The following is a 25,362-nucleotide window of genomic DNA, read 5'->3' as shown; positions in this document are numbered from 1 at the left end:
TGATGCGGCCCGGGGCTATTCTCCCAGTCGGCGGTAGTCCCAGCGGTCGAAATGTTCCCAGACGAGCATCATCAGTCCGATGACCACGCCGATGCCGCATACCAGCGTCACCCTGATCGACACCAGCCCGAAGTGCTGCAGAATCAGGCAGATGATGGCGGCGACGATCCACAGCATGGTGCCGATGGTGAATGCCTTGCGCAAATCGACGCGCACGGGCTTCGGTGCCGGTTTGCGCGCGTTGGGATCAATGATCGGGGCGAACTTCATGACAGTACTCTATCTCGGAACCGACACGGCCGGCAATCACTCCCACAGCTGACCGACAACGTAATCGACGCAGTTCGTCAGCGCCGCCACGTCCGCGGGCTCCACCGACGGGAACACGCCGACGCGGAGCTGGTTGCGCCCGAGCTTGCGGTAGCCGGAGGTGTCCAGGATACCGTTCTCCCGGAGCGCCGCGGTGACCTGCTTGGCGTTGATCCGGTCGTCGAGGTCGATGGTGACCACCGCGTTCGAGCGCAGTGCGGGGTCTGCAACGAACGGATGCGCGTAATCGGATTGCTCCGCCCACTGGTACAGCAATGACGCGTTCTTGGCGCACCGTGCGGTGGCCCATGCCATGCCGCCGTTGTTGTTCAGCCACTGCAGCTGCTCGTTGAGCATGATCAGCGTGGCGATGGCGGGCGTGTTGAGCGTCTGGTCCTTGCGGGAGTTCTCGATGGCGGATTTCAGCGACAGGAACGGCGGAATCCAGCGCAGCACGCCTTCCAGCGAGGTGCTCTGCGCGATGCCGTAGGCGCGGTCGATCGCCGCGGGGGAGAGCGCCGCGATCCACAGTCCGCCGTCGGAGCCGAACGCCTTCTGCGGGGAGAAGTAGTAGGCGTCGGTCTGGCTGATGTCCACCGGCAGCGCGCCGGCGGCGCTGGTGGCGTCCACGATGGTCAGCGCGCCCTGCTCCAGGCTGCCTGCGATGCGATGCACCGGGGCCGCGACTCCGGTGGAGGTCTCGTTATGGGCCCAGCAGTAGGCATCCACGTATTCGGTGTATTCGGGCAGTCGGCAGTCGCCGGGTTCGCACCGGTAGACGACCGGATCCTCCAGGAACGGGGCGGAGGCCGCGGAGTCGGCGAATTTGGCGCTGAACGACCCGTAGACGCCGAACGCTGCCCGCCGGGTGATCAGTGAGGCGCAGGCCATGTCCCAGAACGCCGTGGCGCCGCCGTTGCCCAGCACGATCTCGTAGTCATCGGGAATGCGGAGGAATTCGGCCAGCCCCGCGCGAATCGACCCGACGATCTGCTTGATGGTGGATTGACGGTGCGACGTGCCCAGAACCGTGGTGGCGCCGGCGTCCAACGCCTGCACCTGTTCGGGGCGGATCTTGCTCGGTCCCGAACCGAAGCGTCCGTCCTCGGGCAACATGGATGGGGGAATCGTGATGGTGGCCATGCGAACCAGCCTAGCCCTGTGGGCGGATTGCGCCATATTCTGACCGTTTGCTGGACACATGCTGTGCTGCGGGACGGCGGGTCCGAGGTGACACGCCCGGAATGCTCACAAGGGTCGGCACACGGCGGCCGGACCATGCCTGAATGGGGCAAACACCGCGATTGCAACGGTTTCGCCGTGACGGGCCGGTGTGGTTTCGGGGGATGTGCGTCGATGAGGCGACTGGTTTGGGCGGGGCTTGTTGTACGGTAAACAACCGTGACGGCAGGACGTCTCCATGGTGAGACGCCAGGAATCCGGCAAGGAGCAATTGAGATATGAGGCATGCAGCCCATCAGGCGGCCAATAACTCGCGCCAGTATATCCGCACGTCCCGTTCCCTGTTCTCGAGCGGCAGCGGTGCGCACAGCGCCAAGGCGGTGCGCATGGCACAGATGACGCAGTCTAACGGTGCCGTCCTTGGGCTGGATCAGGCGGTTGTCGAGCGTCTCAACGAGGTGGCTCCCCAGACCCGCCGCGCACTGCGTGAGGCGGCACGGGCCGCCGAGCGTCGTTCCCACATCCTTACCTCGGCCTCGCTCGCCGCGCTTGTCGGCACGGCGGCCACCGCCGTGGCATTGGCCGGGCCTGATGACATCAAGGGCAGCATCCTGGCCGATACCGCCACCACCACTACCCAGCTCAAGCGCATCACCACCGATGTGGTGTCCCGTTCCGAGGATCGTGCGCCGTTGAGCGCCCTGTCCGATGGCGCCGTTGCCGATACGGTTGCCGCGTCGCAGGAGACCGCGGCGTCCGCCGATACCGCCCAGATCTCCAGCGAAGGCGAATGGCAGGCCACCGGCGACGCCTCGCAGCTGGATGTGAATCAGATGTCGCGCTCCCTGGCGAACAACCCGCAGGTGGCGGCTCTGATGGATCAGGACTACAACGTGCTGCCCGCCGGGTTCAATCCGAACCACGCCACCGGCGACAGCGGCAACGCCTACTCGTTCAGCCAGTGCACGTGGTGGGTGTATGTGCGCCGCCATGAGCTGGGTCTGCCGGTCGGCTCGTATATGGGCAACGGCAACATGTGGGCGAATTCCGCTCGCGCCCTGGGCTACTGGGTGGACAACACCCCGCGTCATGTGGGCGACATCATGGTGTTCGCCGCCGGCCAGGCCGGCGCCGACGGCTACTACGGCCATGTGGCGATCGTCGAGCAGATCAACCCGGACGGTTCGATCGTCACCTCCGAGTGCGGCGCGTCGATGAACGGTAAGACCTACTCCAAGACGTACACCAATCCGAGCGACTTCCAGTTCATCCATTACTGACACGTATTGCGGATGAACAAGGGCCGTGGCGGCATCGCTGCGGCGTGTCGTTATGTCCCGCAATCCTTTCCCGCTCGCCGCACGCCCGATGTGATAGAGCTGTGATGATACGCTAAGGCGTTGATGACAAGCTTTACCCGATCCTGTGTCGCCGCCGCTGCAGTGATTGCCCTTGGCGTGGTTGGCGTTGTATCGTTGCCGTCCATGGCCGCGGCCGAGGAGGCTTCCCCGGTCACGTCCGTGCGCTCGTTCCGCGGCATGAACGAAGGCCGCAGCCAATTGTTCGCCGAATCGTCCTCCGTGGCGGTGGACGAGGGCACCGACTGGGGCGGCGTGGAGACGTTGGACGTTCCCCAGACCAAGTCCCAGGCGGAGAAGGATGCCGAGGCCGCACAGCAGCGCGCCGAGGAGGAGGCCCGTCGCCAGGCCGCACAGCAGGCCGCTGCCACCGCGTCGTCCACGGTGTCCCGTTCCCAGGTCCGCACCGGCACGGATTCCGGTCTGGCGAGCTACACGAACATCGATTACAGCATCGCGCCGGCGGGATTCAACCCGAACCATGAGATCGGCGATGTCGGCAACCGTTACGCCGCCAACAACTGCACGTGGTGGGCGTACGAGCGCCGCCACCAGCTGGGTCTGCCGGTCGGCTCGTTCTTCGGCAACGGCGCCCAGTGGGCGGCATCCGCGGCCGCGATGGGCTACTGGGTGGACAATACGCCGCGCATGATCGGCGACATCATGGTCTTCCAGGGTGGCCAGGCCGGTTCCTCGTGGGGCTACGGCCATGTGGCGATTGTGGAGGAGATCTATCCCGACGGCAGCGTGCGTGTCTCGGAGATGGGCTCCGGATTCCCCGGCTACTTCTCCAGCACCCGCGTGTTCTCCGATACGGCCAATTACCAGTACATCCACTTCTGACCGCGGTCGCCGGATACGGCGTACGGACGGTGATACCGGCGTGATTCCTTGGAATCGCGCCGGTTTTGTATGCCGGGGCCGGTGCGTTGGAATGTACACGGCGTGGGGTAACTTAGTGAAACTGATGAGTATTGCACGTAAGACCGTTTCGTTCATGACCGCGCTCGTTGCCGCAGGTACGCTGTTCGTGGCAACGGCTCCCGTCGCCTCCGCCGAGGATGCGGAGGTCGCCACCTCCTCTCGTTCGTTCCCCAAGGTGACCACGGTTCGCAAGGATCTGTTCGCCGAATCCACCTCCACCTCCGTCGATCAGGATGCCGATTGGGGCGGCATCGAGGCGCTGGATGTGCCGCAGACCAAGTCCCAGGCGGAGAAGGACGCCGAGGCCGCCGAACAGGCCGCGGCCGAGGCCGCTGCTGCGCAGGCCGCCAGCCGTTCCGCCGCGCGTGAATCGCTGAGCACCACCAGCTCCGCCGCGGCGTCCGTGCCGACTCCGCCGGCCAGCGCCACCGGCGCCGCCATCGCGGAGTATTCGCTGAATTTCATCGGTTATCCGTATCTGTACGGCGGCACCAGCCCGTCCGGCTGGGATTGCTCCGGATTCGTGCAGTACGTGTTCGCCCAGTTCGGCGTCTCGTTGCCGCGCACCTCGGGCGCGATGATGAGCGTCGGCTCGCCGGTGGGCAGCCTGGCTGAAGCCCAGCCCGGCGACATCATCGCCAGCGCCGGCCACGCGGCCATCTACATCGGCAACGGCATGGTGATGAACGCCATGGATTACGGTGCCGGCACCAACACCGCGGCGGTCGCCTGGGTGTTCCCGGGCGGCGGCTACGCCATCCGCCGTGTGGTCTGAGCCGTAAACCGTCTTCACACGAATGTCTCGACGCGCCTCGCCTGCGGGGCGCGTCGAGACGTTTGTGGAGGGTTTTCTCACAGCGTTACCGGAACTTCCCGGAATCCCGCGGTATTGTAGTGCTAAGGCGATGCGGAGCGGCGTCGCCAGTATTGCAAGGGAGGTCGTCATGATTAACGACAAAGCGATCCTCGTTGGCGTGGATGGCTCGCACGCCAGCTACAAGGCCACGTGGTGGGCCGCGAATTACGCCAAGCACGCCGGATTGACGTTGCAGATCGTCTGTGCGTATTCGTTGCCGAGCTACGCCGCGGTCTCATTCGACGCCACGTACACCGCCATGGGGGATGACAACGCGGCGCATAGCGATGCCCAGGAGATCCTGTCCAAGGCCAAAGCCATTGCCGACGAACAGGGCGTCGAGGCCGCCACACTGATCGTCACCGGAGACCCGGCCTCCGTATTCGTGGAACTGTCTCGCAACTACAACCTGATCGTCATCGGCAACCGCGGCAAGGGTGGTCTGGCCGAGCGTCTGCTGGGCACCACCAGCTCCAGCCTGCCGGCGTACGCGTACTGCCCGATCGTGGTGGTGCCGTATACCGATGATGAAGGCAACCCGATGCACCTGAACAACACGATCACCAAGGTGGCCGTCGGTTCCGACGAATCGAAGTGGGGCATCAAGGCGTTGGAGATCGCCGCCGACTTCGCCGCGACATGGGATGCCGAACTCGACGTGATCTCCGCCGTGCCGAAGATGCAGGGCGTGGACGGCGACCAGGGCGTGATGGACGCCTTCAAGGAGGACCTGGACGTCCGTGTCTCGCCGATTCTTGAGAAGTACCCCAACCTCAAGCTGAACAAGTCCGTGGTACCGGGTTCCGCCGTGGACGCGCTGACCAAGGCCAGCCATACCCATGATGTGGTGGTTGTGGGCTCCCGTGGCCGTGGAGGCTTTACCGGACTGCTGTTCGGCTCCACCAGCCAGGGATTGCTGCAGCACGCCGTCAATCCGGTGTACGTCGTGCCGCGCAAGTATGTGGAGGCCGCGGAGACGCGACTGGATACGGTGCCCAGCTCGCCGGCGGAGGTGCCGACCAAGCCCATCGACGACATCAGCGGCGTCGAGGAGGTCTCGGTGCCCACGGCCGGTATCGAGCAGGCTCACGACATCGAATCCGCCATCGATCCGCTCCACAAGAGCTGATCCGCACCTATCGGGGGCGGTCGATACCGACGCATAACGGTCGGTCGTCCCCGTATATCAATGGCGGTCGCACCGATCCTACGAACCGGTGCGACCGCCATTCATATACGGGTATACGGGGCGTCTCCCGGCGTGCGGGCCAGTACCCCGTGGACGTCCGTTAGTGACGCACGGTCACATCCAGACGCACCGGCGTGTCGTGCACGTAGGTGCGCGACACCGTGCAGCCCTTGTCGATATGACGGGTGATGCGCTCCTTGAGCTTGTCGGCGTCCGCGTCGCTCAGGCCGGCATCCACCGCGTCCACCACCAGCTGCTCGCTGAAGTTGATATAGGAGTTGTCGGCGTCATCGTAGGTGCCGTCGACAACGATGCGCGCGCCTTTGCCCTCGCCCAGCGTGTGCTCGATGGCGAACTGGCTGGAAAGCGCCGCGCAGCCGGCCAGGGCGATCTTCATCAGATCCCCCGGGGAGAACTGCCCCTTGCCCTTGCCGAACTTGATATGCGCGCCGTCATCGCTGAACGCGTCCCAGGAACCATCCTTGTTGCGTTCCACCCACAGTCGCTTGCCCATGCCTAAACCTCCTTGGTCGTTGTACGCAGGTACATATCCAATGTATCCGAATCGGCGCGCATCCATGGTGAGCCGTCCGCGAACAGCAGCGCCGTCGGTTGCGCCGTGGACGGACGGGCCCGTGTTCAGGCATGCGTCCCGCTAGACTGAGGTGCATGGCTTTGACACCCGAACAGCTCGCAGACATCCGCACCCGCATCCCCGCCCGTCCTCGCACGGACATCCCCATGCCGTATGAGGACCTGGTCAGGAGGATCCTGACCGAAGGCACGCTCAAATCCGATCGCACCGGCACCGGCACGATCTCCCTGTTCGGACAGCAGATGCGGTTCGATCTGTCCGAATCGTTCCCGTTGCTGACCACCAAGCGGGTGTTCTTCAAAGGCCTGGCCTATGAGCTGCTATGGTTCCTGCGCGGCTCGGACGGCGGCAACATCAACTGGCTGCTGGAGCACAACGTGCACATCTGGGACGAATGGGCCGACGAGAACGGCGACCTGGGTCCGGTGTACGGCGTGCAGTGGCGCAGCTGGCCCGCGCCGACCCCCGAGGATCCGAACCGCACCATCGACCAGATCGCCAACGTGCTGGACCTGATCCGCAATCACCCCGATTCGCGCCGTATGGTGGTCAGCGCCTGGAACCCCGCCGAGGTCGAGCAGATGGCGCTGCCGCCGTGCCACGCCCTGTTCCAGTTCTACGTGGCGGACGGCAGACTGTCCTGCCAGCTGTATCAGCGCAGCTGCGACATGTTCCTGGGCGTGCCGTTCAACATCGCGTCCTACTCGCTGCTCACGCTGATGATGGCGCAGCAGGCGGGGCTGGAGCCGGGGGAGTTCGTCTGGACCGGCGGCGACTGCCACGTGTATGACAACCATATCGACCAGGTGCTCGAACAGCTGAGCCGCGACCCGTACCCGTACCCGCAGATCCGCATCCGCAAGGCCGATTCCCTGTTCGACTACGAGTATGACGACTTCGAGATCGTCAACTACCGGTACCACCCCACCATCAAGGCTCCGGTCGCGGTCTGAGCCGCCTTATACACTGAGTGCCAGTTCCACGTACCCAAGGAGTGAATGAAATGGAGCACGATAGTAGCCTCAGTGGCTATCACGAACCCGAGCCCGGGGCAGCCGGGCTTGAGGAAGAGGAGGATTGGGGAGACGACTTCCCCAAGACGTTCTCGGTGAACCTGATCTGGGCCGAAGCGCATGACAAGGAAGGTCATGCCGGCGCCATCGGCGTCAACGGCGGCATGCCGTGGCATCTGCCCGAGGACCTGAAGCATTTCACGGAGCTGACGATCTCCCATCCGGTCATCATGGGCCGGCGCACCTGGGAGTCGCTCAGCGCCAAGTACCGTCCGTTGCCGAATCGCGACAATATCGTGATCTCCCGCAACCCGAACTATGCGGCGCCGGGGGCCACGGTGGTGGGCGATCTGGAGGCCGCGTTGGATCTGGCGCGTCAGGAGGCGATTCCGGACGATGGCATGGACCGCAGCGAGATCTGGATCCTCGGCGGCGCGCAGCTGTTCAACGAGGCGCTGCCGCAGGCGGATAAGGCGTATGTGACGCAGATTCGCGCCGATGTGGAGGCCGACACGTACGCGCCCGATATGGATGCGTTGCTGGAGTCCGGGCTGTGGCGCGTGGCCGACACCTCACCGTGGCTGATGCCGGCCAAGTCCGAGGGCGGCATCCGCGGCTTCCGCTACGTCACTTACCGCAAGACCCGTTGATTCGTACGGAGGATAGTACCGATATGAGCGTTCACCCGTATACCGTGATGACCGTGTGCACCGGCAACATCTGCCGTTCTCCGATGGCCGAGATCATCCTGCGCGCCGAATTCGAGCGCCGGGGGCTGGGCGACCGCGTGCGCGTGATGTCCAGCGGCGTCAGCGATGAGGAGTACGGCAACCCGATCGACCGCCGTGCCGTGCGCGTGCTGAAGGCGCGTGGCTACGAGCTGCCGGCCCGTCATTTCGCGCACCGCATCGAGGCCGATGAGATTGAGGAGACCGATCTGTTCCTGCCGATGACGGCCTCGCACATGCGGGCGCTGAAGCGCCAGCTGCCGGCCGACAAGCAGGCCGAGGTGCATATGTACCGCAGCTTCGATCCGGATCTGAAGCAGCCCGCTGCGGGCCGTGAGGATGAGATCGATCTGGTTGACCCCTGGTACGGCGGTTCGCATGAATTCGAGGTCGCCATCGACCAGATCGAGCACGTTGCCCCGTACATCGTGGATTGGGTGGAGCGTCAGCTCGCCTGACGATGTGAAAACGACGACGTATCAGTGATGGCCGGTCGCAGGAATGCGGCCGGCCATCACTCATATACGGCTATACGGCTATACGGCGTCGATTTGGGGGAGAAGCTGCCTCTGGACGTCGGTCACGGCCTGCGTGCGTTGAGGGGCGGGGCAGGGTACTGCATCGTATGCGGTATGAAAAAAGCCCCGCACGGTGGCGGGGCGACGGTGGTGGCTCCGAGCGGCATCGATCCGCTGACCTAACGATTTTCAGTCGTTCGCTCTACCAACTGAGCTACAGAGCCATGAGCGACCCCGACCGGACTTGAACCGGCGACCTCCGCCGTGACAGGGCGGCGCTCTAACCAACTGAGCTACGGGGCCGTGGCGTTCTTTCGGAAAAGAAGCCAAGAAGAGATATTACAGGGTTCTGCGTATTATGCAAATCGTGTCGCCGGCGTGTCGGAAACAAAAAGCCCCGCGCGGTGGCGGGGCTGCGGTGGTGGCTCCGAGCGGCATCGATCCGCTGACCTAACGATTTTCAGTCGTTCGCTCTACCAACTGAGCTACAGAGCCATGAACAGTTGAAAAAACCCGGTAAAAACCGGGTCTCCACTATTCGCGACCCCGACCGGACTTGAACCGGCGACCTCCGCCGTGACAGGGCGGCGCTCTAACCAACTGAGCTACGGGGCCGTGGCGTTCTCTGAACGAGAAGCCGAATAGAAATATTACTCAGAATGACAAAGTATGCAAGTCTCCGCGTGTCTCGTTGGAATTCCGCGGTTTTGCGCCCATGTCATCCGGCTCGCGGGCGTCCGTTCAGTCCACGAGTTCCATGGTGATCGGAGCCGATCCCTGCGCGGTCTGCCAGGTGTCGACCCAATCGCCCTGCGTGGAGCGGGCGAATTCGTCAAGGTACTCCGGCAGGCTGAAATCGTCGGGCAGGTCGCGCGTATCCATGCAGGTGCCGTCTTCGAAGCAGATCTGCCCGTCGTACTGGGAGAGGCTGTCGTCATCCCACACTTCGGGGTGCTCGTCGATGTAGTCGAAGGTGAAGCCGATCACCCAAACCGCGAACGCGATGCAGGCCACCAGCAACAACGTGCCCAGCGCGCTGATCGCAATGCCCGCAATGGACATGCCCTTGCTCTTCTCATGGGATTTGTTGATTTGGACCAGGGCGACGATCGAGAGGATCAGGCCGATCGGCGGGATGATGAATGCGCATACGAATCCGGCGATGCACAGTCCGTTCCATTTATCGGTCTGCGCGGACTGCCCGTAGTAGTAGCCCTGGGTGTACGGGGCCGTATACGGGGCGTTGTAGGAGGCTCCGTACTGTGCGTTGTACGGTTGCTGGGTGTATGGGGCGCCGTATGCGGGCTGTTCGGGCGGCGTCTGGCCGCCGTCCGTGTACGGCTGGCCCTGGTACTGTCCATAGGTCTGCTGCGCCTGCTGGGGCTGCTCGGGGGAGCCGTACTGCGTGGAGGTGTGCTGGTCGTCCGGTTGCGGGATGTATGGATTGGTTGCCGTCATGGTTCCAGTCTACCCGCAGGACCTGCATATACGGGGCGGGGTGCGGCCCGCGATGGGTCGCACCCCGCCCGAATCGCCACGCTCCGCTCAGGGCGCGGCGGGAGCCGATCAGTCGGCCTGCTTCCAGGTCTCGACGTCGATGTGATGCTCCGGGTTGGCCTGCCAGGCCTCCCACGCGGACTTGACGATGTCCTCCACGTTGTACTTGGCGTGCCAGCCCATCTCCTCGTTGATGCGCTTCGGGGAGCCGATCAGGTGCGGCGGGTCGCCGGCGCGGCGCGGCATGACGGTTTCGGTGAACGGCAGGCCGGTCACCTTCTTGACCTCGTCCACGATCTGACGCACCGAGGTGCCCTCGCCGGTGCCGACGTTGAACACGTCGTACTTGCGCTCGTCGCGGTCCAGGTACTCCAGGGCCGCCACATGGGCGTCGGCCAGATCGGAGACGTGGATGTAGTCGCGCACGCAGGTGCCGTCGTCGGTCGGGTAGTCGTCGCCGAAAATCGCGGGGGCCTTGCCCTGCTTGAGGCGGTTGAACAGCATCGGGATGAGGTTGAGGATGGCCGGATCCTCAAGCTCCACCGGGCCGCAGCCGGCCACGTTGAAGTAGCGCAGGCCGCAGAAGCGGATGTCGTAGGCGGTTTCGCAGGCGCGGGCCATCCACTCGCCGAACAGCTTGGTCTGGCCGTACGGGTTGATCGGCAACATCGGCACCACGTCCTCGGGCACCACGTCCACCGGCGGCTCGCCGTAGGTGGCGGCGGAGGAGGAGAAGACGAGCTTCTTGACGCCGGAATCGCGCATGCCGATCAGCACGTTGAGCATGCCGTTGATGTTCTGCTGGTAGTACCACAGCGGCTTCTCCACCGATTCGCCGACCTGCTTGCGGGCGGCGAAGTGGATGACGGCGTCCACTTCCTCGGCCTTCATGATCTCGGCCAGGCGCTCGCCGGCGCCGGCGGCGGAGACGTCCATGCCGTACAGTCGGGAACCTTCGATGCGGGTGGGCTTGCCGTAGCTGAGGTCGTCCACAACGACGACCCGCTGGCCGGCCTGATGGAGAGCGTGAACGACGTGGGCGCCGATGTAGCCGCACCCACCGGTGACGAGAACAGTCATGTTCCGACCTTTCACTCATCGGAGTTTGGTGTGCGGATGCCGTGTGAACACCCGCTGTTCACTTTTGCTCCGGTTTTGTTATTTTTTGAACAGTTTCAGTATAGCATGCAAACACGAACGCACAAAGGTGTGTTCATTCGTGTTGTCATGATCAATGGTTGTACTACGACGTGCGTATGCTGGGTGGCATCAAGCACGGGAGCCGCGCAAGCGAGCTGAGAGGGTTGATCCGACCGTTGAACGTGATCCGGTTAGTACCGGCGAACGGAGCCTTTGATGTCGTCGAAGACGATTCCCCGCTTGGTGTACGACCGATCAGGAAAGCGAGGATGATATATATGGTGGAATCCACACAAACCGCTCCGTCAGGCTTGCTCAGGTGGCGCGTTGTGGACGTCACAGTGACGGCGGTTATCGCGGTGGCCTCAGGCGTGGTGTTTTGGGGATTGGGCATGGTTACGGTGCCGCTGTCTACGTTGATGCAGGTGGTGCCGGGGCTACAGGCACTCACCTGGGGTCTGTTTTACTTCGCCGGACCCTTGGCTGCTCTAGTAGTGCGCAAACCGGGAGCTGCGATCTTTGCTGAACTGATTGCTGCCCTTGTGGAAGCGGTGCTGGGTAGTCACTGGGGAGGTCTCGGCACAATCATCCCGGGTTTAGTGCAGGGGCTCGGGGCTGAAATCGCCTTCGCCATCGTGGCATACAAAATCTGGAACTTGGGCGTCGCCACGCTGTCCGGGGCTATGGCCGGACTGGCGGGCATGATCATCTCATGGATTATGTATTACCAGGGGTACGGCATGGACTTCATCATCATTGGGTTCGTGTGCTCGGTAATCTCTGGCGCGGTGTTTGCAGGCGCATTGATGTGGGCGTTGTACAAGGCCATCGCCGCGACCGGCGCATTGGGACATTTTGCCAGTGGTCGCGACACGCGCCGCTGATCAAGACAGCAACGGAATGGGAACGCCGATATGGAGAATGTCACTGGAGATCCTCAACTTGACATCGTTGCACAGCGTTGGCCCGACATTACACTGGCCGAAGCCGCGGACGTGCTGTCACGGTTGCGGCATCCGCTGCGCGCCCTAGAATTATTGACCCGCAGCGGCAGGCCGACCGCAGCCGGCGTGATGATTCGTGCGAACGAAGGGGACGTGTTCATCAAACGGTACGCCCTCTCGGTACGCGACGCTGCTTCGATTCTGCCGTATCACGGATTCGTCCATCATCTGGCTAAGCGGGGTATATCCACGCCGACGTTCATGCCGTTCGCCGACGACTTGGGCGGTTCTGCGCCAGGTGGTCCGATCTGGGCGACGGATAGCGCGTTGACGATTGGTGGCGCGGTGTACGAGGTGTGCGCTAAGGCTGAAGGCGACGACCGGTACATCGATGCGTTGTCTTGGGATCCTCCGCGTACGGTGTCCGAAGCGGAACAACTCGGCGCATTCATGGCGCGCATGTCCATGGCGGCGGAGGGATATGACGCGCCGAGACCTGCGGCGCCGAACCCGTTCCAGAACCGGTTCGGCCTGTTTGCGACCGCGGATTTCGACGCGGCGGTAAAGGCCTGGCTGGAGGAGCGCCCCGTGGTGCGCGACTACCTGAAGTCCACTGATCGCCATCTCATGCAGGATCTGGATCTGCACCGGCGTTACGTAGAGAAGGTGAGCGGCCCCTACGGGGCATTGCCGTCGTGCTGGACACACGGTGACCCTCACATTTCGAATTTCCTGTGGCAGGGCGACCGGCCGTCCAGCATCTTCGACTTCGGCTTGGCCGACCGCAACACGGCGCTGTTCGACCTAGTGGAGACGCTGGAACGCAACACCATCCGGTTCGTATCCATCATGAACGGCGATGATGATGCCTACTGCGCCGACACGGCCGCGGCGATTATTCGCGGCTACAACGGCGTGATACCGCTGTCGTCGTCGGATTTGGCGCTGGTTGCGGACATGCTGCCGGTCTGTCAGTCCGAGGCGGCACTGAACTGGATTGCCTACTACGTGGAAGGCACCCATCGACCTCAGGACGCAGCATGGTGCTACGACATCTCACTGATGGGCCACACCGCATGGTTCGCCCGACCATCCGGGCAACGATACCTGGACGCCATCCGCATGGCGGCCTAACCTACAGCAAGGAGAAACATATGCTCAACATCCGTTTTGAATACATCCACTCATGGACCAACCATGCAGGCTTCTACCTGGCCCGAGCCAACGGTGACTACGCACGTCACCACATGGACGTCGAATTCCACAACGGCGACTCCTTCCGTGGCTCGCCGGCCGCGCTGTTGTCCCGCGGCGAATGTGACGTGGCATTGGTACGACATAAGGACCTGTTCTCGCATCAGGGAGGAGAAACCGGCCTGGTGGCTGTCGCCGCACTGAACCAGTGCCAGGTTGGTGGTGTGGTGACCAAGGCAGGTAGCGGCATTACCCGTTTCCGCGATCTTGAAGGGCGCACGCTGGGGTTCCCCGCCGCCGCATATCGGCTGTTCGCTGAGCTCAAGGAAGCGATGGGAGCGGACGGCGGTGACATCGAGAAGGTCAACGTCGTGTCGACCGGAGGGTGGGAACCTGACTTCCGCTCGATTGAGAACGGCATGTTTGATGCGTTCGTCAACGTGGTGTGGTGGGAGCCGTTCCAGGGGTCCGGCCCGCTCGACCAGGTGGTGACGATTCCGTTCGACTCTCTGAACATCGCCCCTCATTACTCGTACTACGTGTGTGTGCGCAGGGAATTTCTAGACCGCAATACGCAACTCGTCCGCGACTTTCTGGCGGACACGGCTGCGGGCTACCGTATGGCTGCGGACGATCGTGCCGCCGTGATGGCCGCCCTACAGGACCCTCTTGCTAATGTTAGCCCCGCGGTGCTGAACAAGACCCTGGATGTCGTATCCCCGACCTGGTTCGATGCTGCCGGACATTGGGGACCGTTGGACGTGGACTTCGTGCGTCGGTACAACCATTGGATGACCGAACAGGGGTTCATGACCGTTCCGGAGGAGGAGTCGCTGGCGGCCATCGAAGCGGGCGCTGTGACAAACGCCTACCTGCCTTGGTGACGGGCTTCATGACGGATGCAGGGGCGTGTTCGAGGCTCATCGGTATAAATGGGTGCTATGCAGGAGAGCAATACCGAACAGCTGAGGAACCGCCCCGTACTGTCCTTCGTGCGCAGGTCGGGCCGTCTGGACGCACGGCTGCAGCGCGCATGGGACCGTTACGCGGGCGAGTATCTGCTGGACGTGAACGCGGGGGAGGGGTCGCTGGACGTACGCCCCGGCGTGACGATCGACGGCGGATATGTGTGTCGGACGTGGGGCAATGACAACCCGCTGATCGTGGAGATCGGTACCGGGCAGGGCGAGAACATCGTCGCCGCAGCCGCCGCGCACCCTGACATGAACTTCCTGGCGCTGGAGGTGTACGACCCCGGCGTGGCCCACACCATGCTGCTCGCCGGTAAGCAGGGGCTGGGCAACCTGCGCATCGCGCAGGTCAACGCCCCCGAACTGTTCAAGGTCATGGCCGACGGCGTGGTGGCCGAGGTGTGGACGTACTTCCCCGATCCGTGGCCCAAGATGCGGCATCACAAGCGCCGCATCGTGCAGCCCGCGCTCGCCGGGGAGATCCGTCGCGCGCTGGTGCCCGGAGGCCTGTGGCGCATCGCCACCGACATCGAGGACTATGCGTTGCATGTGCATGAGGTGATGGACGCCATGCCCGGCTTCGAGAACGTGGGCGGATTGACCGTCAGTCTGCCGACCGAGCACGTCGGCAAGGGCAACGCCGATGAGGCGGCGGGCCTGCCTCATGCCGACTTCGTCGAGTCGCCACGCTTCGAGGGCCGCGTGCTGACCAATTTCGAGCGCAAGGGTCTTCAGGCCGGCCGTGTGATCCACGACTTCGCCTACCGGGCCGTGTGAGGTGTCCGGCGTGCCGCCCCGCCCTCAGGTTCGGCGGGCGTGAGCGACACGCCGTGTTGCACCCGCTTATGGTCTCGCCTATACTTTCTAATTCGTTGCCCCCATCGTCTAACGGTTAGGACACCAGACTTTCAATCTGACAACGAGAGTTCGACTCTCTCTGGGGGTACGCAAGTAAAATCAAGGGCTCCGAGGACTTCCCCGGGGCCCTTGATTTTATTGCGTGTGACTACTGTGTGACTAAAAGTCACGTTATTTTGTCTGATAACAAGCGCTCGCAAGCTACTTTGAGTTGTTTTTACTCAGGTATAAGGCTTGTCTATCGTGCTTCTGTTTCGTTGACGCTGATGACGTTGACGTTGTCCTTGGTGCCGTCCACAAGGCATGTGATGGCGGTGTGGCGTCCGTCTACGGTCACGTTGTAGGTGGCGAGGTACTGGGTGGGCTCAAGTCCGACCTGTCCCTTCTGCTGACCGAGTAGGGGGCTGCTTTCGTAGTTGGAGCCGGGGAAGAGTTGTTCGCGGGCCGCGTTGTCGCACGCAATCACGGCCTCCCCGTAGCCGATGCCTCCGCTTGTCACGTCCCCGTCGTTGGGGATCGTCTCGCCGTCCGCCTGTTCCTGCTGCGGTTCGGCGGGCTGTTGCTGCTGCGTATCCGTGGCTGTGCTGGCGCTCTGCGTCTGGCCGGTTCTTGCATCCGTGCCGCCGCCTGCGCCAGTCGCGCCGCCTATGGCGGCAATCACCAGCACGACGATGACCCAGAACCACCAGCGCTTCCAGAACGGCTTCGCTGTCGTCTCGACATTCCGATTTGTCTTGGGCATGTTGCTTCCCTTCCCGTGTCGTTGTCTCTTTCGGTCTGCTTGGCCTTAGTGGTTCTTCTTGACTTGGTTGTTTACCGCGACCATGAACTTCTGCGCGTCCTTGATGGACTTGCGATCCACCTCGGCACCCCACATGAACTCTGGCCCCTCGACGGTCAGGAACTTGGTGCCGCCGCTCTTCTTCTTCGCCGCGAGCGCGAACGCGCCCAAGAGCGCCACACGGGTCGCTGTGACACGCGACTGCAATTCCTCGCCAGCCTCCAGCCGGGCCGTTACTGCCGCCAGAGGCTGTTCATCGCCGTCCTTGTCGATGGTGTGCTCGTACAGCGTGAATTTCTGTTTGTCGGCCTCGAACGACGCGACCTTTTTGCCGCGCGCTTCGGCGGCCGCCTTCTTCTCGGCCTTTGCGGCGTCGGCGTTGGCTTTGGCCTCCGCCACGGCTTCGAGCGCCTGTTGTCCAGCGTCCTTGGCGAGCTGCGTTGCCTGCGCTTTGAGATTGTTGAATAGTCCCATCGTCGGTCCCTTCTGTGTGCTCTTGGTAAGGCTTTACTGATTATGCCTTACCGGTAAGTCCATAGTTTAGTGTGCGGGGTTCTAGCTTGACAACCATGCCACACACCCCGCTGCCCGATGGATGGGCGTCGTACGCCAAGGAACTCGGGCTGAACGTCCAACGCCGCAGGCTGGCGTTGGGCATGAGTCAGGAGCATGTGGCGTACAACGCCAACCTGTCGCGTTTCGCCTTTCAGCAGTTGGAGCGTGGCGAGTCGCGTCCCGGCACGCCGTCCAACCCGAGCCTGTTGAACGTGATGGCCGTGGCTCAGGTGCTCGGCGTCACCGTGGACGAACTGCTACCCGAGCCGTGGCCCGACCTGCGGGCGCGGTAGCGCTCGCAGGCCTGTCGGCCGGTATGGTCGTGCCGATAAAAGCCGGTGCGCGGCTATTTCAGCGCTTCTCGGTACAGGTCAAGTATGTAGCGCAGTTCTCCTGTTGATGGCTGTGTGAGGGCTTCGAGGGCTGTGAACTGGGATGGCTTGAGTGGTGCCGTGAGCTTGCGGATGATTGCCGGGGTCTTCGGGTCATCGAGCAGTTTCGCCAGTTCGTCGGGGTTGGCCGCGAGCGCGGCGAGCAGCTTGTTTTTCAGATGCTTGGCGTTGGCGGCGGCCTGTTGATCCCCGCTCGGGTTCGCGCCGGGCTGTCCGAACCGTGTACGCTTGGGCGGCACGGTTCCGCTTATCGGTGACGGTCTGTCTGTCATGTTTCCTCCTGTCTATGGATGAGTTGGTTTGCACCGGCGTTGTCGGAGTCGGCAGCTCCGGCGTTCTGTTTTCTTGGTTTGTGAACGTTTGTTGGGCATCGCGTCCGCGGAATGCTGTCGGTGGGGCTGCGCGGTCTTGCTGTCCTGAGCTTGTATGGCGTCGTAGAGCCGTTTTGAGGGCTGGCGTTGCCTACCTACCTAGATAGGGTGTTTTCGTTGGCGTTTCAAGGTTTTCGACTGCCTATACAAGCCCGTCGCTTGTCTATATAATGCCTATATAGGATATCTATATAGGCAATATAGGCGGTCTCGTCGGGTTGTATAGGCAGCCTAGTTTCCTTACGTCAGTAGGCGTGAAGTCCTATCTAGGTAGGTAGGCGCGTTACATCGCGCCGGCGAGCGCGTACCTTTTTCCTCCTCGTACGCCTTGGCGTTCCTCGATGACCCTCGATTTCAATAGCTCGGCTATCGCCTCACCGAGATATGGCCTGTCGGCCTTGGTGAGGTTGTTTCGCAGTATTCCTTCAGGAACGCCTATCCTGCTTGGATCATTGTCCTGTAGGTATACGGGTATCCAGTCCACACACCGCTGCAAGCGACGTTGCCGTTCCTGTTCCCTGCGTTCTTCGGCCACCTGTTGCCCGAGGGCTTTGGATTCGATGCCGTCCGCTATCCTGTCGGCGCGTTTCCGATTGCCTATCCTCCGTCCCTCGGATATGCAACGCTCGCGGGTCTCGATGCTGTGCCTGACAAGCCATTGAGCGGCTTTCCAGTCATCCAAAGTGACTGCCAACAGGTCGTCGCGCTGCTCGAGCAGGGCCAGCAGTCCGGCGACACGGATGGTCAGCAGCAGACTGTGCGCATCCATGCCGTCCTGTCGTTGGCCGTGCAACGCCATCACACGGTCGTGATCCACCGCCTTATACACTTCGTCCGGGTATCGCATGATGTGCAGCGGGTAAGGGTCTCCGCCGTTCTCCGGACGGGGCATGCGTTCGCGAGCGCCAGCCCTATACAATGCGTTCAACGTTATGTCGGACGGTTGCAACACCCTTAGTCTATCGACGTCGAACGTGAACATCCCCGATGGCTCAGGCGGCCGATTGTCGGGCGCTTGGGAATCCTTGGTGTCGCACCACAGGAACCTCTGCGGCAAACCGGAGCCGTCACGGTCAGCCAGTATGCCGGCGTTCGCCGGCTGTACGCCCGTTATGAGACTCAACCGGTAGCCGTAGGCGGGCGCTCGCAGACGCTTGTTCTCGTCCACATTCTGCCCGCCCAACGGTTCCCCGCTCCATCCGGAGAGCAGCACGGGTTCGAGAGTGCTGCCTGTCCGGCTCATCGTGGCCCCGAGATTGCCTATCTCCGGTACGCTGAGCAAGGCACGTTGATTCACGCAATACAGTTCAGCACCGCGGTCTCGGCTCTCCCTCTCGTCCTCGGACAACGGCCGGCGTCCGGCGAACAAGGTCGCCAAGCCCTCGCCTGATACCGGCTGTGTTTCCCCTGCATCCAGCAGATCGGGAATCAGCTTGCGGGCCACACCCTCGGCCAACCCTTTGCCGTCACCGGAATTGCCGACTATTGCCACGTACATGGCAAGCCCACTGGGAGACGCGCCGGTGAACGCGGGGGCCACCACGTTCGGAGGAGTCACGGTCGCCACCCTGGCCAATACGGCACCCAGCACAGCATCCGGCGACGTACGCGTATACCTCGCATAGTCACGAATATACTGACGCTGCGCGGAGGACTGCCAAAACTCCTTCTCGGTCATCGGCTGCGATTCACTTGCCATTGGATGCCTCCCCGTCATCGACCGGGACGCTTATCGGTATCCTGTCTGGGTGCATGAGCCAGTCCGCAACTTGTTCCCATATGCCGCCAGCGATACGGGCGACGGATGTCACCACCTTGCTCCACTCCGCGCCGTTCGTCAGGATATGCTGCCAGCGCTCGCCGGCATCCGTCACCATGTCACGCCTGAGCGTGGCAGCCGTGCCACGGTCGGCGACAGCAAGCGATGGCAGCAACGGTAGTTCGGCCAGCATGTCGGTATGCTTGTCGATTTCACACAAGTTGACATCTATGCGGGCAATAGGACGATGAACAGGTGACACGTTGACAACGCAGTCCGATACGAGAAACGAGAAAGCGTCCAGTAATCGGCGTGCCGGCAAATTCTTTCCCGATGCCTCGAATGCCAATGGTACTTGAGTGATGTAGTTGGCATAGGCCGTGAGCGCAAGCATATGCGCAAGCGCGTGAGCGCGAGGTGATGTCGTATGCCAGTAAGGGCCGAAGGCGTATTGCATCAACCATGTGAATATGCGATACAGAAGTTCGTATAGCGAGCGCTCTCGAGTATTCATCTTACGGCTTGTATCGAACGGTATTTGAGACGTTTCGATAGTATTGAAGCATGCGCCATGCCTCAGTGTGTCGGAATACTGGGGCTTTTTCATTTCGTCACCCCCGTAGTCCCGGCGAGCGCCGTTTGAATGTCTTCGGGAGTGACGCCGATAAGTTTCGCGACATCCTTGACGCGGAATCTGACCGGGCGATTATCTCGGACGCGATTGGGTTTGGGTCTTCCCAGTTTGACGCGTGGGAGTTCTCCAGATTTTTCCCAGCGTTTTACGGTACTGGTACTGGTATGAGTGACGGCAACAACTTCTGAACGTGTTAAAAGAGCGTTCATTGGTAAAACTTTCGTGTTTAATCATCTACGTTGACGATTGCCGCACGTCTCTTCATGCCCTGTCAGTGAATACACTTATCCCTTTGGGCTTCACCTCACGCCGTCTCATACTGCTTTGAGTCCTGTTGACCCGCTTGCGCGGAACGTCCGATGATTGACGCTTGCCTTACAAGGTGGCAAAAACCAATAATAACAGCTTTACGGACAATCGTGACCTAAAGTGCATATTGCATCATAAAGTTCTCCCAAAGATATGGGCTTGATCTGACGATTGACGTTGAACGATATCTTGCAACTGCGCCATGCATGGGGAGTCTCGTGAATCTCCAGATTGCCTTCGGAGTCAAGGCGTCCTGTGCCGATTCGATATCCCATATCTGATCCGTCGAGAACGAAGTAATATTCATCTACTTTATACTGCACTCCCTTTCGTCGGTCTAGTTCGATTCTGTGTGAGAAACCGAAGGCGGAATCTTTGCGCTTGGTGTAATGCTTAGTGTAAAGGTTTCCGTACTCGTCAACGTCTACAATGCCCTTTGTTTCGTCCAGTAAGGATTGCAGCTTTTCCCATTCCCTCTTTGAAAGCCCCTTGCTGTTAAGATGCACGGCAAATGAGTTACGTTCTTTCATTGGGTAGATTTGTATGTCGTCCTTGTTGATCAAAGGCTTAATCTTATGCGCTTTGCAATACCCAATGCGTTCATATGCTTCGTCTTCGCGCCACTGCCTCCAGTCGCTCATGCTGTTCGCACCTCTGTCTTTCTCGGAAACTCGATCATTGAACTATCCCCAAGCCTTGGGAGTCTGTCGGCGAGCGCAGCCGTCAAGCCGTGCTCTTGTTCCAGATACGACAGCGAAGCGGCCGGCGTGCCATGCCCCAATGCCGCTTGCAATTCCCTGATACCTACACCGTTCTTGGCTAGTTCCGTACCAAAGTAATGTCGCAAATCATGCCAATGTATCGGTGCGTCTATACCTGCGTCGGCCATTGCCTTGTGCAGCACGCGCCCCCACGTTGCCGTGCTTACGTATTTGGCACCACGACTAGGGACGAACACGCGACAGTTCGGGAACTGGCTGACGTTCCTGCGTAAATGCGTCTCGACATCGGGGGCTATCCATTCCGGCAATGTGACGAAACGCACGCCGTCTACGGACTTCGGGGGTTTCACGATCCACTCGCCGTCAAGCCATTGTGCCTGTTTCGTCACATGAATGACAACACGTCCGTTACGTACCTCGATGTCCCGCCGTTCCAAGGCAGACAATTCACCGGCCCTAAGGCCCCCGAATGCAGCTATCAGCACCGCTACGCGCCACTGTCCCTCCAAATGGTCGAGGATACGCTTTAACTCGCCAGTGGTCGGCGCACGGTGTTCTTTGCCTGTTTTGGAGCGTGTGAGTTCCCCCGGCACGGGGTTTTTCTCCAGAACGTCGTCGTTCACTGCGGTTTGCAGTATCGCCTTGAGTACGCGGGCTTCGTTGCCCGCCGTCGTGGCCCCTGCGTTCTTGCAGCGCTGAGCGTGCCACTTGCGAATCAGAGGCGCGTCAATATCGGTCAGCGAATACGGGTTGAAGAAGCTCAACCCGTTACTGAGCATCCTCAGGTTCTCCGCCTTCGTTCGTGGTGCCAGAGCCTTGCCTTTGCTGGTTCTATGTTGTTCCACCCAAGTGTGGGCGTACTCTTTGAAGTTCGTGGCCTTGATGGCCGCGGGAGGCTTCAAGGTACCGGCCCTACGCTCCGCTTCGAGTTCCGCGCGGTAGCGTTCCGCCTCCATCTTGTCGTCAAAAGCGGGCGTGGCGTACCGGTGGCCGTTCAGATAATACTTCACACGCCACTTACCGGATTTCAGCATTTCGAGTGTACCGAACGTTTCCGTCCGCTTCTTACGCTCACGGGTAACACCATTGATGGTGTATTCGACCGTCGGGGTTTTACGCCGTGCCATCTATACCTCCAGTTTTTAGTCCCACGATTAGTCCCACATGTGACTACTGTGTGACTACTTGCTGGTATTACCTGACCTTTTATGAACTATTCTAACATGACCTAAAGCCAATAAACAGTAAGCTTGAGAAGCTATAAAGCAGCTTAAAATCAAGAATGGCGGAATATCAACAAAAAAGGTTTATTGTCAGACTTTCAATCTGACAACGAGAGTTCGACTCTCTCTGGGGGTACTGAAGGCGCAAGCTGAATATGGCTCGGAATCTCAATGGTTTCGGGCCTTATTTTTTTCTCGATGCGACTGTTTGGGACTTCAAAGGGACTTTTGCTGTCGGAATTATCTTGCTGACGATTGGCGAGCGATCTTATGGCGGTTTCCGCCTCTGCGTCCATGCGTTCCCCGTATATGGTCAGGTCATCGGGGAAAAGGTCGGCGTATCGGTCCATGGTCATTGTTGCGGTTTTGTGTCCTGCGATTCTTTGTATAACTGTGACAGGCACTCGTGCATGTGCGGCAAGGCTGACTGCCGTGTGGCGCAAATCGTGCAGAGTCAGGCGTGGTAGACCCGATTGCTTTACCGAAGCCTCAAACCATCCAGTTTTGTTCGGTGGGCGGAGGTAGTCGTTCTCTGTCAGGCATCGACCGTCGTTGATTGCGCCGGGGCGTTCGAATACTAGTGCATCGGGGTCTTTGCACTGACAGGATGTCCTCAGTCGATCGCTCAGCAGCTTTCGCGGGTATACTACCGTCCTGTCTTCACCGTTCTTGGCGGAATTGACATGCATCCCTTTGCCGGTCCAGACCGCATTTTCGCATACGCGGATTCGATTGTGGTCGAAGTCGATGTTCTTGACGCGCAGTGCCGTGGCCTCTCCGAACCGAAGTCCGGTGGTACCCATGAAAAGAATCAGGGTGGAGAAGTCTCCGCTCTTGCGCTTGCTTGCCGCCTCCGCCAGCGTAAGCAGTTCGGGCATCGTGAGGTATCGTCGTGGTTTGATGGGTTTGCTGTCGGGCAGCTCGATGTCCTCGCATGGATTGGGGCTGCGGACGTTTTCTTGGAGACTGAGCGGAAGGTTTCTCGTATGTTCAGTCTTGAGGAGCGTTCGAGGGCGGTGGAGCTATACCTCACAACGCCGATGACCACCGCGCAGGTGGTGGAGTGCCTGGGCTATCCGACCAGACAGTGCCTGGAACGCTGGCTGGCGATGGATCCCCGGTATGCTGGCCGTATGGCCAAACCCATAATTCCTCTGGAGACAAGACGGAAGGCGATCGAACTGGTGCTGGGCGGCATGCAGCAGAAGCAGGCCGCCAAACAGCTTGGCGTGAGCGTTGGTGCGGTGCACAACTGGGTCAGGGCGTACCGCAGGGGCGGCATGGCCGCGTTGCAGCCCCGGAACCAGAATGCCGCCCAGGGCGGGAAATCGGCGTCCGTCCGTCCTCGGGGCGGGGCGGATGCCGGGGGCGGCGATGACGTGGAGGCGTTGCGCCGTAGGGTCGAGGAGCTGGAGTCGGTGTATTTTGTCAACTCGGCGTGTGCCGTCTTACCGTGGGGAAGTTGACCGGGTTACCGGTCGTTATGTTGCCGGTTTGTCGTGGCTGGGCCTGTCCGGTCGGTGGTTTCTGGGTTATTGCATGAGGGCGTGGGTTTTGCGGTAGCTGTCGCCCTCGAATCTGATCATCCTGCCGTGGTGGACGGTGCGGTCGATTGACAAGCGGCGTGCCGTGTTGGGGTCGCCGAAGATCCTGCCCCATCCGCTGAACTCGATGTTGGTGGTGTAGACGATGCTCTGTCTTTCGTACGCGTTGGCGGCGACCTGGAACAGGAGGCGGCTGCCTTCCTCGTCGATCGGGATGTATCCGAGCTCGTCGACGACCAGGAGCCTGGCCCTGCCGATCTGGGAGAGCTCCCGGTCGAGCCTGTTCTCCGCGTTGGCGCGCAGTAGTCGCATGACGAGCTCGGCGGCGGTGAAGAACCGGGTCGGTACGCCCTCCAGGCAGGCCTGCCGGGCCAGCGCGATGGCCAGGTGGGTCTTGCCGGTGCCGGGAGGGCCGAACATGACCACGTCCTGCGTGTGCTCGACGAAGTCGAGGGATTCCAATGCCTGCCGCCCGTAGTCGACGGGGAAGCGCAGGGGTGTCCAGTCGTAGCCGTCGAGCGTCTTGGTTTGGGGGAACCCGGCCTGCTTGAGCAGTCGCGCGCGTTTGGAACGTTCCCGGGAATCGATCTCGGCGTTCATCCACGCGTGCATGAACCCCCGTCTGCGCGGGCGTGGCCGTCTCCAATTGGTCGGCCAATACCTGGCGGGTCAGCGGCAGCCGGCGGGCGAGTCCCATGATCCCGTCCATCAGCTGCCCGGTCGACGCGCGACGCCGTCTCGTGTCGGGCTGTGCGGTTCCGGGTTTGGTCATCATGCCTCCTTCCGGTCGTCGGACGGCCGCATGAACCGGTCGTAGTCGTGCAGGTCCGGGGCGGGCTCGTCGTGCGGCGTCTCGCCCGCGGCGATCCTGCGCGCCAGCGTCATCAGGCTCGCCTCGTCGATGCCGTGCCCCTGTTCCACGAGGCGTTCGGCGGCACGGGCCGCGGCATCGAATCCGGCGCTCTCCGATGCCCTGTGAATCAGCCGGAGCGTACGCTGCCGCTCCCTGGACTCCATCGCGTCGATGCTCAGCCGGAGCCTGTCGGGGAAATCCGCGCGTATGGGGCTCTCTCCCCACGCGCGCGGTTTTCTGGCCAACGCGGGCAGCAGCACCGCCGGATCCCGCACCGTGCCGGTGTCCCCGCCGTAGGCGCGGGGCAACTTGCCGACCCTGCGCCCGTCACGGGTGCGGATCCCCCGCGTCGAACGCGCGCAGCCCGACGTCGAGCGTCCACCCGCGCCACGACGGACCCGCGAGATAACGGTGCGAGTCCACGCTCACGCATCCCTCGCCGTCGGCCTTGCGCACCTCCCACCGGCACGCGTCGAACCGGGTTCCAGGCATCGGGGCCATCGCCTCCCGATCCCGCGCGAACAGGTCCCTGACCGGCTCGCCCTTGCGGTAATGGGGATCCTCGGCGATCCGGTCGCACCTGGAGAGCATGAACCGCCGCCGGCTGCGCATGCGACTCGGCGTTCGGCAACGGCACCATCACGTTGCGGCGCAGGAACCCGACCGCGTTCTCCACGCTGCCCTTCTCGTTGCCCGCGCCCGGATTGCAGAACCTGACCTCGATCCGGTGATGCGCGACGAACCTCTGGAACACCTCCACCACCACGATCCTGTCCCACGAGACCCGGTGCGCCGCGCCGGTGGCGTTGTCGAGCACCAGCACCGGCGGCACGGCGCCGATGTGCTCGAACACCTCGAGCAGCCCCTCGCACACGCACTCCGCGTTCTCCCCGGGCAACGCCACCGCGTACCGCATGTTCGAATACGGAAACCGCCACCAGGC

28 protein-coding genes, 5 tRNA genes and 1 pseudogene are annotated in these 25,362 nt (G+C 61.7%); 14 read left to right on the top strand and 20 right to left on the bottom strand.

Features of this window, described 5'->3' with window-relative positions:
• Positions 1 to 15: 15 nt before the first annotated feature.
• The gene (locus BIGA_RS05825; RefSeq protein ID WP_033505172.1) at positions 16 to 270 is read right to left on the bottom strand and encodes a hypothetical protein; all 255 of its coding nucleotides are present in this window, start codon (positions 268 to 270) and stop codon (positions 16 to 18) included.
• Between the two features lie 36 nt (positions 271 to 306).
• The gene (gene serC / locus BIGA_RS05820) at positions 307 to 1,452 is read right to left on the bottom strand and encodes a phosphoserine transaminase (RefSeq protein ID WP_033505171.1); all 1,146 of its coding nucleotides are present in this window, start codon (positions 1,450 to 1,452) and stop codon (positions 307 to 309) included.
• A gap of 317 nt (positions 1,453 to 1,769) precedes the next feature.
• Between serC and BIGA_RS05815 the strand changes: the two genes are divergently transcribed.
• From BIGA_RS05815 to BIGA_RS05800, 4 genes are all read left to right on the top strand, one after another.
• Entirely contained in the window at positions 1,770 to 2,771 is a 1,002-nt protein-coding gene (locus BIGA_RS05815) for a CHAP domain-containing protein (RefSeq protein ID WP_033505170.1), read from the top strand.
• A 204-nt stretch (positions 2,772 to 2,975) separates the two neighbouring features.
• Positions 2,976 to 3,692: a CHAP domain-containing protein gene (locus BIGA_RS10145; protein ID WP_051917131.1), complete on the top strand. Its 717-nt coding sequence runs from the start codon at positions 2,976 to 2,978 to the stop codon at positions 3,690 to 3,692.
• A gap of 124 nt (positions 3,693 to 3,816) precedes the next feature.
• Positions 3,817 to 4,548 carry a C40 family peptidase gene (locus tag BIGA_RS05805; RefSeq protein WP_033505168.1) on the top strand — a complete coding sequence of 244 codons (732 nt, stop codon included), beginning with the start codon at positions 3,817 to 3,819 and terminating at the stop codon, positions 4,546 to 4,548.
• A 169-nt stretch (positions 4,549 to 4,717) separates the two neighbouring features.
• On the top strand, positions 4,718 to 5,758 hold the full coding sequence (locus BIGA_RS05800) for a universal stress protein (RefSeq protein WP_033505167.1): 1,041 nt from the start codon (positions 4,718 to 4,720) through the stop codon (positions 5,756 to 5,758).
• 160 nt (positions 5,759 to 5,918) lie between these two features.
• On the opposite strand, the gene BIGA_RS05795 is transcribed toward BIGA_RS05800, so the two are convergent.
• Entirely contained in the window at positions 5,919 to 6,332 is a 414-nt protein-coding gene (locus BIGA_RS05795) for an OsmC family protein (protein WP_033505165.1), read from the bottom strand.
• Positions 6,333 to 6,559: 227 nt separating this feature from the next.
• On the opposite strand from BIGA_RS05795, the gene BIGA_RS05790 reads away from it, so the two are divergent.
• The 3 genes from BIGA_RS05790 to BIGA_RS05780 are packed head-to-tail and all read left to right on the top strand — an operon-like array spanning position 6,560 to position 8,612.
• Positions 6,560 to 7,366 (top strand): thymidylate synthase, encoded by an 807-nt coding sequence (locus BIGA_RS05790; RefSeq protein WP_193345854.1) that lies wholly within the window; start codon positions 6,560 to 6,562, stop codon positions 7,364 to 7,366.
• 50 nt (positions 7,367 to 7,416) lie between these two features.
• Positions 7,417 to 8,076, top strand: coding sequence for a dihydrofolate reductase (locus BIGA_RS05785; protein WP_033505162.1), 660 nt, complete (start codon positions 7,417 to 7,419; stop codon positions 8,074 to 8,076).
• Between the two features lie 23 nt (positions 8,077 to 8,099).
• A complete protein-coding gene (locus BIGA_RS05780) occupies positions 8,100 to 8,612 on the top strand; it encodes a low molecular weight protein-tyrosine-phosphatase (RefSeq protein WP_033505161.1) in 513 nt (170 codons plus the stop codon).
• Positions 8,613 to 8,820: 208 nt separating this feature from the next.
• Here the strand turns inward: BIGA_RS05780 and BIGA_RS05775 are convergent.
• The 6 genes from BIGA_RS05775 to galE all read right to left on the bottom strand — a co-directional run bounded on the left by BIGA_RS05775 (position 8,821) and on the right by galE (position 11,249).
• Positions 8,821 to 8,896: transfer RNA gene (locus BIGA_RS05775), tRNA-Phe, on the bottom strand.
• A gap of 5 nt (positions 8,897 to 8,901) precedes the next feature.
• Positions 8,902 to 8,975, bottom strand: a tRNA-Asp gene (locus BIGA_RS05770).
• Positions 8,976 to 9,091: 116 nt separating this feature from the next.
• Positions 9,092 to 9,167, bottom strand: a tRNA-Phe gene (locus BIGA_RS05765).
• Between the two features lie 46 nt (positions 9,168 to 9,213).
• Positions 9,214 to 9,287 (bottom strand) — tRNA-Asp (locus BIGA_RS05760).
• A 126-nt stretch (positions 9,288 to 9,413) separates the two neighbouring features.
• Positions 9,414 to 10,130, bottom strand: a complete 717-nt coding sequence (locus BIGA_RS09010; RefSeq protein WP_051917130.1) for a DUF4190 domain-containing protein — start codon at positions 10,128 to 10,130, stop codon at positions 9,414 to 9,416.
• Positions 10,131 to 10,238: 108 nt separating this feature from the next.
• Positions 10,239 to 11,249 carry a UDP-glucose 4-epimerase GalE gene (gene galE / locus BIGA_RS05750; RefSeq protein ID WP_033505160.1) on the bottom strand — a complete coding sequence of 337 codons (1,011 nt, stop codon included), beginning with the start codon at positions 11,247 to 11,249 and terminating at the stop codon, positions 10,239 to 10,241.
• A 338-nt stretch (positions 11,250 to 11,587) separates the two neighbouring features.
• Here galE and BIGA_RS05745 point away from each other — a divergent pair, with 338 nt between their 5' ends.
• The 5 genes from BIGA_RS05745 to BIGA_RS05725 all read left to right on the top strand — a co-directional run bounded on the left by BIGA_RS05745 (position 11,588) and on the right by BIGA_RS05725 (position 15,364).
• A complete protein-coding gene (locus tag BIGA_RS05745; RefSeq protein ID WP_033505469.1) occupies positions 11,588 to 12,193 on the top strand; it encodes an ECF transporter S component in 606 nt (201 codons plus the stop codon).
• A 30-nt stretch (positions 12,194 to 12,223) separates the two neighbouring features.
• A complete protein-coding gene (locus BIGA_RS05740; RefSeq protein ID WP_033505159.1) occupies positions 12,224 to 13,387 on the top strand; it encodes a phosphotransferase enzyme family protein in 1,164 nt (387 codons plus the stop codon).
• A 20-nt stretch (positions 13,388 to 13,407) separates the two neighbouring features.
• Complete coding sequence (locus BIGA_RS05735) at positions 13,408 to 14,331, top strand: ABC transporter substrate-binding protein (RefSeq protein ID WP_033505158.1); 924 nt, start codon at positions 13,408 to 13,410, stop codon at positions 14,329 to 14,331.
• Between the two features lie 57 nt (positions 14,332 to 14,388).
• Positions 14,389 to 15,195: a tRNA (guanosine(46)-N7)-methyltransferase TrmB gene (gene trmB, locus BIGA_RS05730; RefSeq protein ID WP_337588873.1), complete on the top strand. Its 807-nt coding sequence runs from the start codon at positions 14,389 to 14,391 to the stop codon at positions 15,193 to 15,195.
• Between the two features lie 97 nt (positions 15,196 to 15,292).
• Positions 15,293 to 15,364: transfer RNA gene (locus BIGA_RS05725), tRNA-Glu, on the top strand.
• Between the two features lie 150 nt (positions 15,365 to 15,514).
• On the opposite strand, the gene BIGA_RS05720 is transcribed toward BIGA_RS05725, so the two are convergent.
• Positions 15,515 to 16,018 (bottom strand): hypothetical protein, encoded by a 504-nt coding sequence (locus BIGA_RS05720; RefSeq protein WP_033505156.1) that lies wholly within the window; start codon positions 16,016 to 16,018, stop codon positions 15,515 to 15,517.
• Positions 16,019 to 16,063: 45 nt separating this feature from the next.
• Positions 16,064 to 16,531, bottom strand: a complete 468-nt coding sequence (locus BIGA_RS09005; protein ID WP_051917128.1) for a hypothetical protein — start codon at positions 16,529 to 16,531, stop codon at positions 16,064 to 16,066.
• Positions 16,532 to 16,626: 95 nt separating this feature from the next.
• Here BIGA_RS09005 and BIGA_RS05710 point away from each other — a divergent pair, with 95 nt between their 5' ends.
• Positions 16,627 to 16,905 carry a helix-turn-helix domain-containing protein gene (locus tag BIGA_RS05710; RefSeq protein ID WP_033505155.1) on the top strand — a complete coding sequence of 93 codons (279 nt, stop codon included), beginning with the start codon at positions 16,627 to 16,629 and terminating at the stop codon, positions 16,903 to 16,905.
• Between the two features lie 53 nt (positions 16,906 to 16,958).
• On the opposite strand, the gene BIGA_RS05705 is transcribed toward BIGA_RS05710, so the two are convergent.
• The 6 genes from BIGA_RS05705 to BIGA_RS09310 all read right to left on the bottom strand — a co-directional run bounded on the left by BIGA_RS05705 (position 16,959) and on the right by BIGA_RS09310 (position 22,900).
• A complete protein-coding gene (locus BIGA_RS05705) occupies positions 16,959 to 17,276 on the bottom strand; it encodes a hypothetical protein (RefSeq protein WP_033505153.1) in 318 nt (105 codons plus the stop codon).
• A gap of 382 nt (positions 17,277 to 17,658) precedes the next feature.
• Positions 17,659 to 19,074 carry a YfjI family protein gene (locus BIGA_RS05700; RefSeq protein WP_152595940.1) on the bottom strand — a complete coding sequence of 472 codons (1,416 nt, stop codon included), beginning with the start codon at positions 19,072 to 19,074 and terminating at the stop codon, positions 17,659 to 17,661.
• Positions 19,064 to 19,648 (bottom strand): hypothetical protein, encoded by a 585-nt coding sequence (locus tag BIGA_RS05695; protein WP_033505149.1) that lies wholly within the window; start codon positions 19,646 to 19,648, stop codon positions 19,064 to 19,066. The genes BIGA_RS05700 and BIGA_RS05695 overlap by 11 nt, the downstream gene beginning before the upstream one ends.
• 527 nt (positions 19,649 to 20,175) lie before the next feature.
• Positions 20,176 to 20,718 (bottom strand): hypothetical protein, encoded by a 543-nt coding sequence (locus tag BIGA_RS05685; RefSeq protein WP_033505146.1) that lies wholly within the window; start codon positions 20,716 to 20,718, stop codon positions 20,176 to 20,178.
• Positions 20,715 to 21,926, bottom strand: coding sequence for a tyrosine-type recombinase/integrase (locus tag BIGA_RS05680; protein ID WP_033505144.1), 1,212 nt, complete (start codon positions 21,924 to 21,926; stop codon positions 20,715 to 20,717). Before BIGA_RS05680 ends, BIGA_RS05685 begins: the two co-directional genes overlap by 4 nt.
• Positions 21,927 to 22,120: 194 nt before the next feature.
• The gene (locus BIGA_RS09310) at positions 22,121 to 22,900 is read right to left on the bottom strand and encodes a site-specific integrase (protein ID WP_081929527.1); all 780 of its coding nucleotides are present in this window, start codon (positions 22,898 to 22,900) and stop codon (positions 22,121 to 22,123) included.
• Positions 22,901 to 23,008: 108 nt separating this feature from the next.
• On the opposite strand from BIGA_RS09310, the gene BIGA_RS05675 reads away from it, so the two are divergent.
• Positions 23,009 to 23,488 carry a helix-turn-helix domain-containing protein gene (locus tag BIGA_RS05675; RefSeq protein WP_051917166.1) on the top strand — a complete coding sequence of 160 codons (480 nt, stop codon included), beginning with the start codon at positions 23,009 to 23,011 and terminating at the stop codon, positions 23,486 to 23,488.
• 66 nt (positions 23,489 to 23,554) lie between these two features.
• Here BIGA_RS05675 and istB read toward each other — a convergent pair.
• The 3 genes and pseudogenes from istB to BIGA_RS09910 form a co-directional block, all read right to left on the bottom strand.
• Positions 23,555 to 24,341 (bottom strand): annotated as a pseudogene (istB, locus tag BIGA_RS05670) (IS21-like element helper ATPase IstB).
• Positions 24,338 to 24,727: a hypothetical protein gene (locus tag BIGA_RS09915; RefSeq protein ID WP_051917127.1), complete on the bottom strand. Its 390-nt coding sequence runs from the start codon at positions 24,725 to 24,727 to the stop codon at positions 24,338 to 24,340. Before BIGA_RS09915 ends, istB begins: the two are co-directional and overlap by 4 nt.
• A gap of 19 nt (positions 24,728 to 24,746) precedes the next feature.
• A complete protein-coding gene (locus BIGA_RS09910) occupies positions 24,747 to 25,031 on the bottom strand; it encodes a hypothetical protein (RefSeq protein ID WP_051917126.1) in 285 nt (94 codons plus the stop codon).
• Between the last annotated feature and the right edge of the window lie 331 nt (positions 25,032 to 25,362).

This window comes from Bifidobacterium pullorum subsp. gallinarum (genome assembly GCF_000741215.1).
Taxonomy (GTDB): domain Bacteria; phylum Actinomycetota; class Actinomycetes; order Actinomycetales; family Bifidobacteriaceae; genus Bifidobacterium; species Bifidobacterium pullorum_B.
This window is presented reverse-complemented; position numbering and strand designations above follow the sequence as displayed.

Bases quoted from the DNA above. Each gene is read 5' to 3' on its own strand.
- BIGA_RS05825 (WP_033505172.1), bottom strand. From the start codon at position 270: ATGAAGTTCGCCCCGATCATTGATCCCAACGCGCGCAAACCGGCACCG.
- serC (WP_033505171.1), bottom strand. From the start codon at position 1,452: ATGGCCACCATCACGATTCCCCCATCCATGTTGCCCGAGGACGGACGC.
- BIGA_RS05815 (WP_033505170.1), top strand. From the start codon at position 1,770: ATGAGGCATGCAGCCCATCAGGCGGCCAATAACTCGCGCCAGTATATC.
- BIGA_RS10145 (WP_051917131.1), top strand. From the start codon at position 2,976: ATGGCCGCGGCCGAGGAGGCTTCCCCGGTCACGTCCGTGCGCTCGTTC.
- BIGA_RS05805 (WP_033505168.1), top strand. From the start codon at position 3,817: ATGAGTATTGCACGTAAGACCGTTTCGTTCATGACCGCGCTCGTTGCC.
- BIGA_RS05800 (WP_033505167.1), top strand. From the start codon at position 4,718: ATGATTAACGACAAAGCGATCCTCGTTGGCGTGGATGGCTCGCACGCC.
- BIGA_RS05795 (WP_033505165.1), bottom strand. From the start codon at position 6,332: ATGGGCAAGCGACTGTGGGTGGAACGCAACAAGGATGGTTCCTGGGAC.
- BIGA_RS05790 (WP_193345854.1), top strand. From the start codon at position 6,560: ATGCCGTATGAGGACCTGGTCAGGAGGATCCTGACCGAAGGCACGCTC.
- BIGA_RS05785 (WP_033505162.1), top strand. From the start codon at position 7,417: ATGGAGCACGATAGTAGCCTCAGTGGCTATCACGAACCCGAGCCCGGG.
- BIGA_RS05780 (WP_033505161.1), top strand. From the start codon at position 8,100: ATGAGCGTTCACCCGTATACCGTGATGACCGTGTGCACCGGCAACATC.
- BIGA_RS09010 (WP_051917130.1), bottom strand. From the start codon at position 10,130: ATGACGGCAACCAATCCATACATCCCGCAACCGGACGACCAGCACACC.
- galE (WP_033505160.1), bottom strand. From the start codon at position 11,249: ATGACTGTTCTCGTCACCGGTGGGTGCGGCTACATCGGCGCCCACGTC.
- BIGA_RS05745 (WP_033505469.1), top strand. From the start codon at position 11,588: ATGGTGGAATCCACACAAACCGCTCCGTCAGGCTTGCTCAGGTGGCGC.
- BIGA_RS05740 (WP_033505159.1), top strand. From the start codon at position 12,224: ATGGAGAATGTCACTGGAGATCCTCAACTTGACATCGTTGCACAGCGT.
- BIGA_RS05735 (WP_033505158.1), top strand. From the start codon at position 13,408: ATGCTCAACATCCGTTTTGAATACATCCACTCATGGACCAACCATGCA.
- trmB (WP_337588873.1), top strand. From the start codon at position 14,389: ATGCAGGAGAGCAATACCGAACAGCTGAGGAACCGCCCCGTACTGTCC.
- BIGA_RS05720 (WP_033505156.1), bottom strand. From the start codon at position 16,018: ATGCCCAAGACAAATCGGAATGTCGAGACGACAGCGAAGCCGTTCTGG.
- BIGA_RS09005 (WP_051917128.1), bottom strand. From the start codon at position 16,531: ATGGGACTATTCAACAATCTCAAAGCGCAGGCAACGCAGCTCGCCAAG.
- BIGA_RS05710 (WP_033505155.1), top strand. From the start codon at position 16,627: ATGCCACACACCCCGCTGCCCGATGGATGGGCGTCGTACGCCAAGGAA.
- BIGA_RS05705 (WP_033505153.1), bottom strand. From the start codon at position 17,276: ATGACAGACAGACCGTCACCGATAAGCGGAACCGTGCCGCCCAAGCGT.
- BIGA_RS05700 (WP_152595940.1), bottom strand. From the start codon at position 19,074: ATGGCAAGTGAATCGCAGCCGATGACCGAGAAGGAGTTTTGGCAGTCC.
- BIGA_RS05695 (WP_033505149.1), bottom strand. From the start codon at position 19,648: ATGAATACTCGAGAGCGCTCGCTATACGAACTTCTGTATCGCATATTC.
- BIGA_RS05685 (WP_033505146.1), bottom strand. From the start codon at position 20,718: ATGAGCGACTGGAGGCAGTGGCGCGAAGACGAAGCATATGAACGCATT.
- BIGA_RS05680 (WP_033505144.1), bottom strand. From the start codon at position 21,926: ATGGCACGGCGTAAAACCCCGACGGTCGAATACACCATCAATGGTGTT.
- BIGA_RS09310 (WP_081929527.1), bottom strand. From the start codon at position 22,900: ATGCCCGAACTGCTTACGCTGGCGGAGGCGGCAAGCAAGCGCAAGAGC.
- BIGA_RS05675 (WP_051917166.1), top strand. From the start codon at position 23,009: ATGTTCAGTCTTGAGGAGCGTTCGAGGGCGGTGGAGCTATACCTCACA.
- BIGA_RS09910 (WP_051917126.1), bottom strand. From the start codon at position 25,031: ATGCGCAGCCGGCGGCGGTTCATGCTCTCCAGGTGCGACCGGATCGCC.